The organism is Paenibacillus polymyxa, assembly GCF_001719045.1.
Taxonomy (GTDB): Bacteria; Bacillota; Bacilli; order Paenibacillales; family Paenibacillaceae; genus Paenibacillus; species Paenibacillus polymyxa_B.
The window spans coordinates 4,235,346-4,251,063 of sequence record NZ_CP015423.1 but is presented as its reverse complement, the minus strand read 5'-3'; the positions used below and the strand labels follow the sequence as shown (position 1 = coordinate 4,251,063).

Below are 15,718 nucleotides of genomic sequence, written 5' to 3'. Positions count from 1 at the left end.
GTCTACAATCTGGTAGGTCCTTTCATATCTACTCTAATTCAAACTGATTCCGCATATAGTACGCTCCGGCAATCTTAATCGTATCGGGCGAAAACTTTCCTACTGTCCCTCCATAGTCTACAACCGATACCACGTCTTCTCCCAATGACTGAACAACGTATACTCTTACCTGGGTTAATGCAGCTGCAAATAGTTCGATATCTGAGTTTAACACTTTATATGTATGGTTCATGCTGATCACCTCGATAATTCATTCGGTGAACGGTGTGGTAATTCCTTCAATAAAAAATCCCCACCCACCAGTTAAGGTTAGCGGGGATTTGCACTGCTTACGTTTAAGCGCCCCCATGCTGTACTTGAGGCCGTATATCATGCGAGTGAACGGGTGCAGTAACGATAAATAAAAAGCTAGCCGCGATGATCAACAGTACCATTTTTTTTAACATTGTTCATCCACACCTTTTCAATGAGATTTAAAAATGCTGCTTTGGTTTCAGGAACTGCATACTCCCGAAAATGTAAAAACAGCCCCATACAATTTATGAAGTAAGTCTCATTACTTAGTGTATGATAACTTACCATTGAATACATCAAATGTTTAAAACCATCATCGTAAAAGCTTCGATGTAAATAATAATGAGCTAACTCGTAACCACACCACGCAAAATAGTCTGGTACCACTTGTTGAGTATACATATCACTTGATGAGTGTTGCAATAATAATACCATGTCCGCTTCAAAGCGTTTAATTATATTACTAACATCGATATCATATCGGTTAGCCGCTATCATAATATTCAGCAGTTGGATGACCCTGTCTTCCTGAGTTGTATCCTCGGCCGTATCAATATATTCAACATAATCTTGTAGCACCTTAGTATCTCCGGATAAAAGCTTATTCACAATAACATTAGCTTTTGCCCAGTGCTTAAACAAGCCAATCCAGTGTTGGGTATCTTCATCTGTTTCTTTAACCCAATCTAAATTAGCATAGGCGTATGTATATTGTAGAGCTTGTTGATAATCGCCTTGGGCTTCATAGACACTTGCACACAGCAGGTCAGCATAGGAAATGTATACAAACAAAGGACGAGTCAGCTTCTTAGTAGATTCATTACATTCTCGACTCTTGTGTTCATGTTTCAAATTATATTGAATTTCCGCTTTAGTCCTCATTATTTTTGCTACTTCCTCTACCTTGTCCCATTTACGCAAAGACCTGTACACGTTAGCCAAATCCTTCAGCGCGTCAAGCTGTTCTATTTCATCCAGACGTTCCACGAAGGGTTCAAATAGCGTTGCTACCTTGAGATTCCGACTTTGATCGTCTCCAACTTGAATCGTGAATATACGATATTGACAGACTGCCAAACGCTCAGAATGTTGATATTTCTCCGCTTCAGCCACACCCTCATAGAGCAGTAGCGCAGCCTCATGTCGTCCCTGCGCCAACAATTCTTCTGCAATTTCAAATAGCTTGGGTGAATATAGTAGATTGTCCATGATAGCTCCCACCACTCGACGGATCGCATCCAGCTTGTCCAACTCCGCACAGCGAAACAAAAATGGCTCGATTCGCCTCATATTCGGGGGATGGTCGATAATGTAGTTTTCTATAAACAGATCGTAAAAATCCCCTTCTGGTAAACCCATAGCCTCAGTGATTAGGTCAAGCTGGTTAACAGACATTGACTTATTCCCTGTCACAATAGCACTTACTATTCCCCTATTCATGCCTGCAAGTTGTCCAAATTGCGCTATGCTCAAACCCTTTTGTTGTAAGTATCTATCTAATTCTGCTCGAATCGTAGGTGTATGCTTCATGCCATAGCCACCCTTCGCTTAAAAATCCCAGAATTTTATAATCATTTACTATTTTTGACCAGCAATTAACCAGTTGTCAATATCTTTTTTTGCGAATTATGTAGAAATACTGCGTTTGTCATAAGAGCACTCCTGTAAACAAAAAACACCCCACCGGCATTAAGCCAGCAGGGTACCACGATGCTTCGGGATGCACAACAACGCTTCCGTATGTGTTGTTATAGGTATACATTGGCTGAATAAGTTGCAAATACACAACGTCTGAGCACCCTTTTGATATATGGACAGAAATTTGAACACTACACTGATTCAATTCAATACCATATCTTTAATTAAACAATGCTCTAAACATCTCTTCTCTAAATCCTCTAAGTCGCTATCCCAAATGTTCTTGTCAATCATATGTTTCTTAACTTCATAGTAGTTATCATCACTAAACAAAGCATATGAACATATGATACTGTACTCCGATTCGGATTGACAAGATTTTATTAAATTTACAAATCAACTCATTCTCATCAGCAATCGAGTTATTATCTTTAGTTTTTTCTATCCATTTTATCATTGAATCTAACGCATCCGATACTGCATTCCCAATTTTCGCTCTTGGAGAATCAGTGTCTTCAAAGTAGTTTCCAACTGATCAAGGGGCTTAACTTCAATAGAATCAAAAAGCGCCTGCTCTTGCTCATCCAGCGTGTCCAGAAAGATTGTTTCGTACAGCCCATGTTTTAGTGCCTTCTTGTTACGAAACGGCCCACCCGGCCCGCCACTATTCCCCTTGGCGTTTTGGTTACCTGGGGGAGCACCGCCGCGATTGCCGACAGCGTTTTTGTTCCCTTTGGTCGCTCCTCGTTTAGTAACGTTACTTTTGGATTCATTGGTAACGTTACTATTCAGATCGTCTGCCCATTTGTCCTGTGACTTCCATTTTCGGACCTGAGTCTCGCCAACAGAAAGAGCGGCGGCGATGTCTTTTAGCTTCATCGCTCCGCCGCTCTCCAGCCACATCTTTTTTGCCTTGTCCCGGTCAGGACTTCTCTCTCTTGCCACTACATCATCACCACCCCCAACAAAAAAACGAGCCCAACTCAGCTCGTCTAATGGTATATTCTTTACTCCTATTGCTTTTATGGTTCATAAGGCTTTGTTTTATATGCATCAAGATGAAGATGCTTGCTTACCTTTTTGCAACGGGTTTTTGGTTAACCTACTTTTGAAACGAGCAAAAAGATAAATAGATCGAACAAAAATATCAAAAGCAACGGATAGCCATACTCCAGCAATCCCATAATTAAAATGAATGCATAAAATATAGACACCAATGACTCGGATTGCCCACATTCCTATAGCTGTACTGTACATGGGACCTTTTGTATCTCCGGCTCCTTGCAAAGCACCAGTCAACACTAGCCCTATAGCAAGGAATGGTTGTGCAAAGGCATCTATTCTTAGTGCAGTCGTAACCATGCTTATAACGGTTGGATCATCTGTAAACCAGGTAGCCGCCACAGGAGAGTAAACAAATAACAGCACACCCACAAAGGACATGAATACAACTGCAACACCTGTCGTATAAAGTCCGTACCTATACGCATCGTCATTACGACCAGCGCCTAAACACTGTCCCACCAATGTGGTCGCAGCAACCGCCATTCCATAACCTGGCATGTATGAAAATATCTCAATATTCCCAGCTATCGTATGCGCTGCGTATACCTCTGTTCCAATACGTACAATCAGACCAAAATACAACACCTGCCCAAAACGCATGATCAGGCGTTCAATACCCGCAGGAATAGATAATTGTAGCAACGGAAGAGTGTAGTCTCCAGCTTTCATCCTGAAAGAGAAAGATAATTCCGATTTTCGGATATACATAAATAATGCGATTGCGCCAACTATCCTAACTATAACAGTTGCCCAGGCGGCCCCTGCAATTCCCATAGCAGGAATACCAGCAAGTCCAAAAATCAAAATATAATCAAGGCCTATATGCAAAATATTGATCCATAGGCCAACTTTCATCGGTGTTTTGGTATTACCTGCTGCTCTTAATATACTCCCAAAAATCGTCATTAAAGAGATGAATATTGAGGGCACAGCAACAATGCGGAAGTAAACAATTCCGCTACTTAGCACAGCCGGCTCGGCCCCCATGATCTGCAATATTGGTTTAGCAAAGAAAAACGTAACCAGACCAAAAATAATCCCTAAAATAGCAGCAATTAACGTCGATTGCTTTGCAATTGCTTTAGCCTTACTAATATCTCCAGCACCTACACTTTTCGCAATCAATGAAGAGGTACCGATACCCATAGCTAAAAATACTGCCAAATATACAGCCATTATGGCATTAGTTACGCCAACAGCGGTAAGCTCTAAAAGACCTATTTTAGAAACGAATAGAGTATCCACGAAGCCAACGACAGTCTGCAGAAGATTTTCAATCATCGCTGGTATTCCCAAGGCCAATACAATTTTTATTTTTTGTTTACCGCTTGTGTCTTTAATTTCAAGTCCTTTAGGCACAGAGCCGTCCTCCTTGCCCTTAGCGAATATAATTGTTGAGCGCCTTGTTGAGATCCTCTATAACTTTATCTTCATTCCCATGGTGAACTGCTTTCACGACACAGTTCTCCAAGTGGTCTTTGAGTAAAAGTTTCGCCGCTTTGTCTAATGCCTTTTGAACTGCTGCAATTTGCAGAAGAACATCAGGACAGTCACGCCCGTTCTCTGTCATCTCCTTAACAGACCTGAGATGACCTTCGATTCGTGCCAATCGGTTCACGATTTGTTTGCGATACTTATGCTCGTGGTCATGATGATGTTCTTGATTAAGATCACTCATAGTTTTAACCTCCACACTGGTTTAGGATAATAGTATCCCCCCCAGGGGGTTAATTCAAGTGATTTTTTCACAAAGAATGCTACCTAAATTCGTCCTTTTAAGCTTAATATCCAATTCAATGAGACGGTCCAAGTCCTGAACCGCTTCGTTCTCTGGCTATGCTACACAATCACCACCCCAACAAATATAAAGATACCGGACTCATTTAAACTACGCTCTTTTGAGATACAAAACAAAGAAAGCCCCGAACCGGAAAAGGTTGGAGCTTTCTTTGTTTCGCTTGTCGCGTTTTTCTTATTGAATATCGCTTGGGTATTGACCTGACACACCATATGCTGAGACGTGCACAATATCGCCGCCAGCTCTCCATTGAATTTCATAATTTCCTGAACGCAGACCTGACGAAAAAGAATTTAAACTATCCCAGTTCAAACTGCTATGAGCGCCTATAGTCTTAGTAACATATAATTTATTGCTGTCTGTATGCACCACACTAAAAGTAATGGTTGAATCACCTGTGTTTTTCGCAGAAATTTTAAGATGCCCGTATCCAGGGTCTAATACAAAGCGTGATACTGGGTCCTTTCTGTCGAACGTGTCATCAAAAACATCTCTTGCTCTTTGAGGCGTTACTACATGGTCACCAGTAGTTGTTTTACCAGCATCTTGAGTCACCGCAGTCGATGTTGCAGAATCAGTTACAGCAACATCTGAATCTGCAAAAATCGCATTGGGTACTGCAATAGCTCCCCCTATTAGACCCAGAGCCAGGGCCGGTACAATAAAATGTTTTTTCTTCAAAGCTTTTTCCTCCTATATTTGTATATTAAACTACCTCTTCATACTACTAAAAGATTCCATCTTTCTAATTTCTTTTACAATAAAATCATATTGATGTTTAATAAATACATATTTATGTATTGACTAACAGTATTATTAAACGTGTTCACGGCTCGTCCTTCACTATTCATTTTCTTTCTCAGAGACGGCATATTTTTCATACTTTTCAGTAAGGTCAATCAGTTCAGTTAATCGCTTAGTAAGTTCACTTTGAAGCCTATCTAATTGAAATTCACTATGCTTCGGGTTCAGCTCGATGCAACAGGACTGGCTCAATACCAGTGCTCTCCATGAATCGTTTTTTGATCACATCGCAGAAGATCGGATCTAGTTCCAATGTTCGGCATGTCCGGTCCATCTGCTCACAGGTCATAAGCGTGGAGCCACTGCCGCCGAAGAAATCAACGATCTCGTCACCGCGCTGGCTGCTATTTTTGAATGGGATGGCTAACAAGTCAAGAGGCTTCTGAGTGGGATGAACGTACTTGTTCACATCGCCCCTCGAAACCTCCCATACTGTCTCGGGGAGCGGGTCCTCAACAGGCAGGCCAGCCTTCCATACTGTTGTCTGTGTCCGATCGCCGTACCAAGCAGGAGATTTGCCCTTCATATGAGCATAAAAGACAGGCTCATGTTTGAAACGGTACTGTGCCCAGCCGAAGGTAGCCGCATTCTTAACCCAGACACACTGTGTCCGGACGACGATGCCAGCTGCGTTCATCGCATCCTCGAACTCCCGCTGATAGGTCGAAGGATGGAATACATATATAGCTGCAGTTGGCTGCATCACCACTGCATAGTTGGAAAAAACGGCATACAAAAAGCCCCCGAAGTCCTCAGCGGGCATGTTGTCGTTCATTATGCTGCTACGGCCATCAGCGGCCAGACGCTCTGAAACACTCTCAACAGCCACATTATAAGGTGGATCAGTAACGACCAACGCTGCTTTGGCTCCGTCCATTAAAAGTGCTACATCATCAGGATTGGTCGCATCTCCACACACTAATCGATGCCGACCAAGCTGCCATACATCCCCGCGCCTCGTCTCCGGTTCCTTGATTCCATCTAGAGCACGCTGGACGTCAAAGTCATCATCGGTAACCGGAAGGTCCAAGGTTTCATCCTGTGGGACAGCAAACTCTGCCGCCAGATCCTCGAACTCTTCCAAATCGAAGCCGGACATGGCCAGATCAGCTCCGCTTTCCTGAGTAGACGGCCTACCTAGTCCTGTGACGTGGAAGCGCAAGCAGATACCTCGTAGGGGAGACACGCAGAAGGAAACTCTTGCTCGTGCTCAAAGAGTTCTAGATGATCTTGTTAAACATGGCGTGGATGCCAAGAAAGTAAAAAAGCTCCCTTTCGAGGAAGTTGCATGGGATTGGCTTAAGACCTACTCTAAAGGGGAGGTCAAAGAAAGCACCGTCAGAGTCAGAAGCAAAGAAATTAAAATTTTGGTGAGATACATTCCCAAAGTAAATATTGACAAGATAACGCATAAGCAATATCAAAACAAACTCAATGATCTCGATGATAAAAAATATGCCCGAACCACAATTGAAGGGGTACATGTCACTGCGAATATGATTATGAAATATGCAATAAAAAATAAAATGCGATTGGACAATCCTTGCACCGGTGCAGTCATACCAGCCAAAATGCTGACTGTAGAAGAAATTGAAAATACGACCATTGAAGACGGATTTTTAGAAAAGCCTGAAATAACGGAATTCCTTCAGGCAGTATACCTGCATGGCCTACCAATGGATTTAGAGCGTTTTTATCTTCTCGCCTTTTCAGGCATGCGTTCAGGGGAACTATGTGCCTTAAAATGGACGGATATTAATTTTGAAACGAATGAAATTCGAGTGACCAAGACTCTCTATAATGAGCAAAACAATATGAAGCTATATAAACTCACCCCACCTAAAACTAAAGGGTCTATCCGCACTTTCGACTTGGACGAAACCATTATGGACTTGCTTGCCGATTATAGAAATACGCAGCAAAAAATAGTTCAGGAAAACAGAAAAATGTACCCTGACTATCATGACAAGGATTTCGTATTCTGTCGTGACAATGGATATCCATTCATCCAAAAAAATATCTTGATTAGAATGGATAGAATCTTAAAGAAAACATCAATCAAAAAAGAAGCCACTCCCCATATCTTTAGACACACCCACATAAGCATGCTCTCAGAGGCTGGAGTAGACCTAAAAACGATTATGAAGCGCGTTGGACATGATGAACCCAGAAACAACTCTAAAGATCTACACACACGTCACAGAAAAGATGAAAAAGGATACTAATGAGAAAATAAGAATTCACTTTACAGATATATTGAACTTCAATTTCACGAAAGATCATCTCCCTTTGCAAGAAATGTGATTTTTTCGTGATTTAACGAAGAAAGGCTCCCTTTCGGGAGCCTTTTAAATAGCGGTATTACAGGGTTTTGATACCCTTTATTACATCATTCCACCCATACCACCCATGCCGCCCATGTCAGGCATTGCAGCCTTTTCTGGTTCTGGCTTGTCAGCGATAACCGCTTCGGTAGTCAGGAACATTGCTGCTACGGAAGCAGCGTTTTGCAATGCATAACGAGTTACTTTCGCAGGGTCCACGATACCAGCTTCGATCATGTTTACCCAGTCGCCAGTAGCTGCGTTAAAGCCTACGCCAACTTCTTCGCGTTTCAGACGTTCAACGATTACAGAGCCTTCTTCACCTGCGTTAGCAGCAATGGTGCGGATTGGAGCTTCCAGAGCGCGCAACACGATGTTCACGCCTGTTTGCTCGTCGCCTTGCAGTTCAACAGCTGCAACTGCTTTGTATACGTTCAGGAGCGCTACACCACCACCGGATACGATACCTTCTTCAACCGCAGCACGGGTTGCGTTCAGGGCATCTTCGATGCGCAGTTTGCGTTCTTTCAATTCTGTTTCAGTTGCCGCACCGACTTTGATGACTGCTACGCCGCCGGACAATTTAGCCAGACGCTCTTGCAGTTTCTCTTTGTCGAACTCGGAAGTAGTTTCTTCCAGTTGCGTACGGATTTGGCTAACACGAGCGTCGATGTCGGCCTTGTTTCCAGCACCGTCAACCACAATCGTATTTTCTTTAGTGATACGCACTTGACGTGCTGTACCCAGTTGGTCTACGGAAGCTGTTTTCAGGTCCAGACCCAGTTCTTCTGTAATCACTTGACCGCCTGTCAGGGCAGCGATATCTTGCAGCATTGCTTTACGACGGTCACCAAAGCCTGGAGCTTTAACAGCTACAGCGTTGAATGTACCACGCAGTTTGTTAACAACGAGCATAGCCAGTGCTTCGCCTTCGATGTCTTCAGCGATCAGAACAAGTGGCTTGCCTTGTTGTACGATTTTTTCAAGCAATGGCAGGATTTCTTGTGTGTTTGTGATTTTTTTGTCTGTGATCAGGATATACGGATTGTCCAGTACAGCTTCCATTTTGTCCGTATCTGTAATCATGTACGGGGAAATGTAGCCACGGTCAAATTGCATACCTTCAACCACTTCCAGCTCTGTTGCAAAACCGCGGGATTCTTCGACAGTGATTACACCGTCTTTGCCCACTTTTTCCATAGCTTCAGCGATCAGTTCGCCTACTTCGTCATCAGCAGCGGAAATACCGGCTACTTGAGCAATGGATTGTTTGCTTTCGATTGGTTTGGAGATGGCTTGCAGTTCAGCAACAGCCGCTTTAACCGCTTTGTCGATCCCTTTACGGATACCGATTGGGCTTGCGCCAGCAGTTACGTTTTTCAGGCCTTCTGTGATGAGGGCTTGAGCCAAAACAGTAGCAGTAGTCGTACCATCACCAGCTACATCGTTCGTTTTGGTTGCTACTTCTTTAACCAGTTGAGCGCCCATGTTTTCGAACGCGTCTTCCAGCTCGATTTCTTTTGCAATCGTTACACCGTCATTGGTAATGAGCGGGCTACCGAATTTTTTCTCCAGTACAACGTTACGGCCTTTCGGTCCGAGTGTTACTTTAACAGCATTAGCCAATGCGTCAACCCCGCGCAACATAGAGCGACGAGCGTCTTCACTGAATTTAATATCTTTAGCCATTTGTGATAAACCTCCCTATGGATTATGAATGATTTGTTTCAATTCCTATATTCAGGTCTTGTCCGGGTTCCGGTTAACCGATGATCGCGTGGATATCGCTTTCTTTCATAATCAAATATTCTTTACCTTCATATTTGATTTCCGTTCCAGCGTATTTAGAGAAAATGACACGGTCGCCTTCTTTTACTTCCAGAGGAATACGGGCACCGTCTTTCAATGCGCCTGCGCCAACCGCGATAATTTTGCCTTCTTGCGGCTTTTCCTTGGCAGAGTCAGGAAGTACGATCCCGAAGGAAGTCGTTGTCTCTTGCTCAATTGCTTCCACCAATACGCGTTCACCCAAAGGTTTGATCATGAAAAAATAGCCTCCTTATTAAGTGTTTTATCCTGTAATTTGGTTGTTATGTTGTATGTATTAGCACTCGACAGTCGTCAGTGCTAACAACCAACTTTATGATACTCAACTTGGGATTGAATTTCAAGTCCCTAATGTATTTTTTATGGGAATTTTTATGGACAGCCCTTCCCGATTATATCCATCTATCTGAAAAATAACCGTTAACTCAAGGCTAATGGTTATTTTTAAGGCAGCTAAGCTGCTGCTGTTATGCTCTATAAATAGCCATGATATACAAATGCCATTCATTATCTGCAATTGCCATGTAGCGCGGACCCGAATAAATTGTTTACTGAGCCATTCAGGTCCTGCCTTATTATTCTGAAGCTACACGCAATTGGGCCTCACGTTTCTCCTGTGCACGCAGCTGCCTGCGGTACACGACCGAAGACAAATACACGCTCACTTCATATAGCACCAGCAACGGAATCGCCACCAAAAAATCGGAAATAAAGTCCGGCGGGGTAATGACAACCGCAACGAACACAAGCAGAAAATAAGAAATCTTCCGCCACTTGCGAAGCCGCATTGGTGTTAAAACATGAATCCCCGTCAGAAACATGATAAGCAGGGGGAGCTCAAACAGCAGCGCTACAGGTAGTACAATATTAAACATAAAGGTGAAATATTGTGCGATCCCGTACGTTTCCTGTAATCCCATACTTTTGGTGACCGACGATGTAAATTGAATCGCCATCGGGAAAATAATGAAATAAGCAAAAGCTGTCCCAATGATGAACAAAAGCAGCACATAAGGCACATACCGCAAAGTCGCACTTCGTTCTTGTGGTCTTAAGCCCGGGCTGACAAACTTCCACAGTTGGTAGCAAGCAAACGGTAGCGCCACCGCAATCCCGATGATCATGGCGATCTTCATGTAGATACCGATCCCGTCCCAAAAGGAAAACGCATTTAACTGAAAAGCTTGCGCCGAACCGGAGCGAATAAGCCAGTCATAGACAGAACCCGCCGCGAACAGACCACCAGCCAGTGCCAATACAAATACAATTAGCACATAGATAATTCTGCGGCGAAGCTCTCCCAGATGTTCCATTAGCGGCATTTCATGCTCTGGTGGGGTCAAGTCCACTCCTCCTTTCTGAACGGAACGCAGCAGCGCCTCCTAAAAAATAAAGCCCTTCACTGAAGAAGAGGCTTTTGTTTATTGTACAAGATCAAGAATCGATCACTAAATCTATGACAAGCGTTTATCCTCAGGCTGAGGTTGAACTTCTGAAGACGTCGTTTGTGATGCTTTGACCACACTATCTTTGCTGTCTTTACGCTCAGTCCGTTCATTTTCTGATAAAATATCGCGTGCCCCGTTTTTAAACTCACGGAATGTACGCCCTACAGCTCGACCCAACTCAGGCAGCTTGTTCGGACCAAATAGCAGCAGCGCCAGAATAATTAACAAAATATAACCCGGTGCTCCAATATTGGGCATGTGTAGTAATCCTCCTTATGTTGACGGACAAAATAAGAATCTTTGTCCGTATACGGCCTTATAAATTCTTATAGGTATCATACCACACACGATGTGCTGCCTTCTACCGGAACTGGCCTGTCACCATAAGCAGCGCTTCTGGAAGTTGGTCCATTATCGCTGCCAAATTTTCATGCACACCTTTGGGCGTTCCTGGTAAATTGACGATCAGTGTACGTCCGCGTATTCCTACGATTCCACGGAATAGCATAGCCGCTGGATTTTTCTGCATCACGATCATTCTCATGGCTTCCGCCATGCCTGGCACTTCCCGTTCCACAACCCGCCTAGTCGCCTCCGGTGTCACATCACGGATCGCCAGCTCGGTTCCACCCGTAGTTAGTACCAGGTCTGCATGAAAATAATCGGTCATTTCGATTAAAGCTGCAATAATTTCATCCGGTTCATCGGGAACGATCCGGTATTCCACAATCTCTCCGCCCAGTTCTTCTTCGATGAGTTCCCGGATGACCTGTGCGCTTGTATCCTCGCGCTCTCCCCTTGCCCCTTTATCACTGGCAGTTAGGATCGCCGTTTTCCACACCATAAGATCACCCTTCTCCTATCATGAAAGAATACTTTCTCTTCTGAAAATCAGAAACAGCCACGCTGCATCCTCCATCACATCACAGTACCCTCTCGGCGACAATGTTGTCTATGTCAAGGTTCCCGGTGGTCCTCCCTTTGAAAATCCCCATGCTTGCCCCCTGTTTTGGATTGCAGCATGGTAGGGCCGATGATCATATCTTTTTGCAGCGCCTTGCACATATCATACACGGTTAACGCTGCGGCTGAAGCCGCTGTCAAAGCTTCCATTTCTACACCTGTCTTACCCTCGGTCTTCACTTCAACTTCAATATGAAGCACATCATGTCCATTATCGGAAAAAGTAATGTTCACGCCTGTCAGGGCCAGTGGATGACACATCGGTATCCAGTCTGACGTTTTTTTCGCGCCTTGAATCCCTGCGACCTGGGCCACAGCAAGAACATCACCCTTGCCGATTCTTCCTTCTTTTACAGCCGTCAATGTAGCCGGATTCATTGTAATCTGAGTCACGGCAACTGCTGTACGAATCGTAGACGTTTTACCCGAAATATCTACCATCCGAGCCCGTCCCTGTTCGTTAAAATGAGTAAAGGAATCCACGACTCCCTCACAACTCCTTTCACATACCCAACTTTACTTCATTCATCATTTGTCAATAATCACAATCTAAGCGTCCATCCAGAGTAAACAGCACGTCCACTCGCAAATCCCTTGGCTCCATGGGCACCTGTGTCAGCAATTGTCCCGGCAACAGCAGCGAGACATAAAGCGGACCTACATGGCTGTTGTTACGCTTCTCTGCCTCTACCTGTACGGTAAAGCGGTCATAATAGCCTCCGCCGTAGCCGATCCTGCCCCCACGACGATCAAAGGCCAAGCCGGGCACAACAACCCAGTCAATTTCCGTCCACATTTCAGGCGACCATTCCTTGCATGTCAAAGCAGGCTCAGGGATGTTCCAGATGCCGGGTACAATATCTCCGTACTGATCCATCTCCCTCAGCTCCATAGTCCGAGTTACCGGATCCACTCTTGGGGCTAGGACACGATCTCCCTGTGACCAGCAATGCTCAATGAGGGGAGTCGTCGAAATCTCGCTGCCAAAAGAGAGATAACTAAATAAGGTTAGCTTATCTCCGTTTCTGTCTATTCTAAGCTGCTCCCATGCCTCGATTGCATGCCGACAGGCCACAGCCGATGCCTTCTGCCTTGTCAGCGGGTCCATGGAGTCACGCGCTTCCCGTTGCTGCAAACGCAGCGCGTTCTTCACATTACAGACATCCATCACATCCGCCCTCCCGCACAATCGTCGATAATCTTTAAAACGTTACTATTGTCCCATTTGTCAGTAAGTGCTGTACGTTGCAAGTTTTTTTCATTCTTTTTCACTTCTCGTTTAAGTTTATCATTGTTTATACAAATTGACTACACGCGGCTCAAGGGTTTACAGGGTGAAAGCAGTGCAATAGTGGGTAATTTCATGTAAACTGGAAGGAAGGTACCTGTGAAGAAAGCAGGTAGAACTGTGCAAAATGTAATGGAGGAACGATACGCTATGCTATTGCAAGTAACCGGAATTGCTAAATCTTATGGAATTGAGCCCGTTCTGGACGGGATTAACCTTCAAATATTGGAACGTGAACGTATTGGACTCGTAGGTGTGAACGGTGCAGGCAAATCGACCCTGCTCAAAATCATTGCTGGTGAAATATCCTATGACAGTGGACAAATTTTCAAGGCGAAGGAGACCAGCATCGGTTATCTGGCGCAAAACAGCGGTTTGAATTCTGACCGGTCTATCTGGGGAGAAATGATGCTGGTGTTCACTCCTCTGATTGAAGCGGAACGGGAACTGCGGCAAATGGAACAGGACATCGCTGACCTGGCCAATGCTCAAAACGAAAAACGCTACGCAGATCTGCTGGAACGCTATGCACGTCGTTCAGACTGGTTCAAGGATCACGGAGGTTATGAAATGGAGACCCGTATTCGCAGCGTGCTGCACGGTATGGGCTTTGGATCATTTGCACCTGAGACGCCTGTAGCTACTCTGAGCGGAGGACAGAAAACCCGGCTTGCGCTAGCGCGCATCCTACTGCTCGCCCCAGATGTCCTTATGCTCGATGAGCCTACCAACTATCTGGATATTCAAACACTGACCTGGTTGGAGGACTATTTGCGCGGCTACTCCGGTTCTCTGCTGGTTGTATCACATGACCGTTATTTTCTGGACCGACTGGTAACGACGATTATTGAAATTGAACGCCATCGTTCTACTCGATATACAGGCAACTACAGCCGCTACATGGAGCTGAAGGCCGCCGAGTACGAAACGAATCTTAAACATTACGAAAAGCAGCAAGGAGAAATTGCCCGTTTAGAGGCATTCGTACAACGTAATATCGTGCGGGCTTCCACGACCAAACGCGCTCAAAGTCGGCGCAAGCAGCTAGATAAAATGGAGCGTATGGATCGGCCCATGGGAGACTTGAAAAAGGCTCATTTTTCCTTTGAAACAGCCCATATGTCAGGTAAGGAAGTACTGGAGGTACGTGACCTCTCTGTGGGGTATGAAGGTAAAAAGCCTTTATTCCAGCATGCATCGTTCGATTTAAAACGTGGAGATACCGTGGCACTGATTGGTCCGAACGGGATCGGAAAATCGACGTTGCTCAAATGTCTGACCGGATCACTTAAACCTGCTGCTGGCTCCATCCACTGGGGCACGAAAATCAAAATCGGTCTGTATGACCAGGAGCAGACGAACCTGAACCCCGCCAATACCGTACTGGAGGAGTTATGGAGCGAGTACCCTCATATGGAAGAAGCACGTATTCGTACAGTGCTGGGTAATTTCCTGTTTAGCGGTGACGATGTACTAAAAAAGGTAGCTGCATTAAGCGGAGGGGAAAAAGCCCGCGTTTCCCTGGCCAAGCTCATGCTGCGCGAAGCCAACGTGTTAATTCTAGATGAGCCTACCAACCATCTGGATCTGTTTAGCAAGGAAGTGCTGGAAGCGGCTTTGATGGACTATGACGGTACGCTGTTGTTCATTTCCCATGACCGTTATTTCCTGAACAAAATGGCGGAACGTGTCATCGAGCTTCATCCTGGGGGGATAGAACATTTCCTGGGGAATTATGATGACTATGTAGCCAAAAAGCAGGAGTTAGAGGAAATTGCACAGGAAGCTCTGGAGGCAAATCAGGCCACACGCGGCAAAACATCGGCCACCTCTGCATCCGTGACAGACGAGACCACATCCAAATCACGCGCCGCCACCTATGCGGCAGACAAACAAGCCAAAAGCGAGGAACGTAGCCGTCAACGCAAGCTGGAGGCATTGGAAAACCAGATCAAAACGCTGGAAGAACAAATTTTAGGGCTGGAGGAACAAATGACCCTGCCTGAGATTTATCAGGATTACACAGCGCTTCAGAATATTCAGGCACAACTCGACACCCATAAACAGGAATTGACTGAAACCTATACCTCTTGGGAAGAGCTGTTAGAAGAATAAAAACTACTGCATAAAATCTTAGCCTTAAAAATTTCACATTTTCCTCTTCTATATTTTTGTACACAAGATTATCCACAGCTTATGTGTATGAATGAGATTAAAAAATGGCCTTTTGGGCCATTTTTTTATTGATAAAAAGCCATTTTCAAATGAA

Annotated in this window: 16 protein-coding genes; 2 read left to right on the top strand and 14 right to left on the bottom strand. The window is 44.6% G+C overall.

Annotated elements, in window-relative coordinates; all coding sequences use genetic code 11:
* Nucleotides 1–28: 28 nt before the first annotated feature.
* The 7 genes from AOU00_RS19025 to AOU00_RS18995 all read right to left on the bottom strand — a co-directional run bounded on the left by AOU00_RS19025 (nucleotide 29) and on the right by AOU00_RS18995 (nucleotide 6,761).
* The gene (locus tag AOU00_RS19025; protein WP_061829604.1) at nucleotides 29–232 is read right to left on the bottom strand and encodes a hypothetical protein; all 204 of its coding nucleotides are present in this window, start codon (nucleotides 230–232) and stop codon (nucleotides 29–31) included.
* Nucleotides 233–408: 176 nt separating this feature from the next.
* Nucleotides 409–1,824: a helix-turn-helix domain-containing protein gene (locus AOU00_RS19020; RefSeq protein ID WP_061829605.1), complete on the bottom strand. Its 1,416-nt coding sequence runs from the start codon at nucleotides 1,822–1,824 to the stop codon at nucleotides 409–411.
* A gap of 570 nt (nucleotides 1,825–2,394) precedes the next feature.
* Nucleotides 2,395–2,877 carry a phage terminase small subunit-related protein gene (locus tag AOU00_RS19015; RefSeq protein WP_061829606.1) on the bottom strand — a complete coding sequence of 161 codons (483 nt, stop codon included), beginning with the start codon at nucleotides 2,875–2,877 and terminating at the stop codon, nucleotides 2,395–2,397.
* 108 nt (nucleotides 2,878–2,985) lie between these two features.
* On the bottom strand, nucleotides 2,986–4,356 hold the full coding sequence (locus AOU00_RS19010; RefSeq protein ID WP_061829607.1) for an MATE family efflux transporter: 1,371 nt from the start codon (nucleotides 4,354–4,356) through the stop codon (nucleotides 2,986–2,988).
* Nucleotides 4,357–4,375: 19 nt separating this feature from the next.
* Nucleotides 4,376–4,675 (bottom strand): metal-sensing transcriptional repressor, encoded by a 300-nt coding sequence (locus AOU00_RS19005; RefSeq protein ID WP_061829608.1) that lies wholly within the window; start codon nucleotides 4,673–4,675, stop codon nucleotides 4,376–4,378.
* Nucleotides 4,676–4,969: 294 nt separating this feature from the next.
* Nucleotides 4,970–5,476 (bottom strand): hypothetical protein, encoded by a 507-nt coding sequence (locus AOU00_RS19000; protein WP_061829609.1) that lies wholly within the window; start codon nucleotides 5,474–5,476, stop codon nucleotides 4,970–4,972.
* A gap of 274 nt (nucleotides 5,477–5,750) precedes the next feature.
* Entirely contained in the window at nucleotides 5,751–6,761 is a 1,011-nt protein-coding gene (locus AOU00_RS18995) for a DNA-methyltransferase (protein WP_231109421.1), read from the bottom strand.
* Between the two features lie 82 nt (nucleotides 6,762–6,843).
* Here AOU00_RS18995 and AOU00_RS18990 point away from each other — a divergent pair, with 82 nt between their 5' ends.
* Nucleotides 6,844–7,824: a tyrosine-type recombinase/integrase gene (locus tag AOU00_RS18990; protein ID WP_237166208.1), complete on the top strand. Its 981-nt coding sequence runs from the start codon at nucleotides 6,844–6,846 to the stop codon at nucleotides 7,822–7,824.
* Nucleotides 7,825–7,983: 159 nt separating this feature from the next.
* Here the strand turns inward: AOU00_RS18990 and groL are convergent, their stop codons facing one another.
* The 7 genes from groL to AOU00_RS18955 form a co-directional block, all read right to left on the bottom strand.
* Nucleotides 7,984–9,612 carry a chaperonin GroEL gene (groL, locus tag AOU00_RS18985; protein ID WP_013369880.1) on the bottom strand — a complete coding sequence of 543 codons (1,629 nt, stop codon included), beginning with the start codon at nucleotides 9,610–9,612 and terminating at the stop codon, nucleotides 7,984–7,986.
* 73 nt (nucleotides 9,613–9,685) lie between these two features.
* Nucleotides 9,686–9,967: a co-chaperone GroES gene (gene groES / locus AOU00_RS18980; protein ID WP_007429271.1), complete on the bottom strand. Its 282-nt coding sequence runs from the start codon at nucleotides 9,965–9,967 to the stop codon at nucleotides 9,686–9,688.
* Nucleotides 9,968–10,325: 358 nt separating this feature from the next.
* On the bottom strand, nucleotides 10,326–11,093 hold the full coding sequence (tatC, locus tag AOU00_RS18975; protein ID WP_061829610.1) for a twin-arginine translocase subunit TatC: 768 nt from the start codon (nucleotides 11,091–11,093) through the stop codon (nucleotides 10,326–10,328).
* Nucleotides 11,094–11,204: 111 nt separating this feature from the next.
* A complete protein-coding gene (locus AOU00_RS18970; RefSeq protein ID WP_061829611.1) occupies nucleotides 11,205–11,456 on the bottom strand; it encodes a twin-arginine translocase TatA/TatE family subunit in 252 nt (83 codons plus the stop codon).
* Nucleotides 11,457–11,559: 103 nt separating this feature from the next.
* Entirely contained in the window at nucleotides 11,560–12,042 is a 483-nt protein-coding gene (locus AOU00_RS18965) for a MogA/MoaB family molybdenum cofactor biosynthesis protein (RefSeq protein ID WP_013309212.1), read from the bottom strand.
* Nucleotides 12,043–12,155: 113 nt separating this feature from the next.
* Nucleotides 12,156–12,644, bottom strand: a complete 489-nt coding sequence (gene moaC, locus AOU00_RS18960) for a cyclic pyranopterin monophosphate synthase MoaC (RefSeq protein WP_013309211.1) — start codon at nucleotides 12,642–12,644, stop codon at nucleotides 12,156–12,158.
* Nucleotides 12,645–12,696: 52 nt separating this feature from the next.
* On the bottom strand, nucleotides 12,697–13,329 hold the full coding sequence (locus tag AOU00_RS18955) for a 5-formyltetrahydrofolate cyclo-ligase (protein WP_061829612.1): 633 nt from the start codon (nucleotides 13,327–13,329) through the stop codon (nucleotides 12,697–12,699).
* A gap of 270 nt (nucleotides 13,330–13,599) precedes the next feature.
* Here AOU00_RS18955 and AOU00_RS18950 point away from each other — a divergent pair, with 270 nt between their 5' ends.
* Entirely contained in the window at nucleotides 13,600–15,564 is a 1,965-nt protein-coding gene (locus AOU00_RS18950) for an ABC-F family ATP-binding cassette domain-containing protein (RefSeq protein WP_069292088.1), read from the top strand.
* Nucleotides 15,565–15,718: the final 154 nt, after the last annotated feature.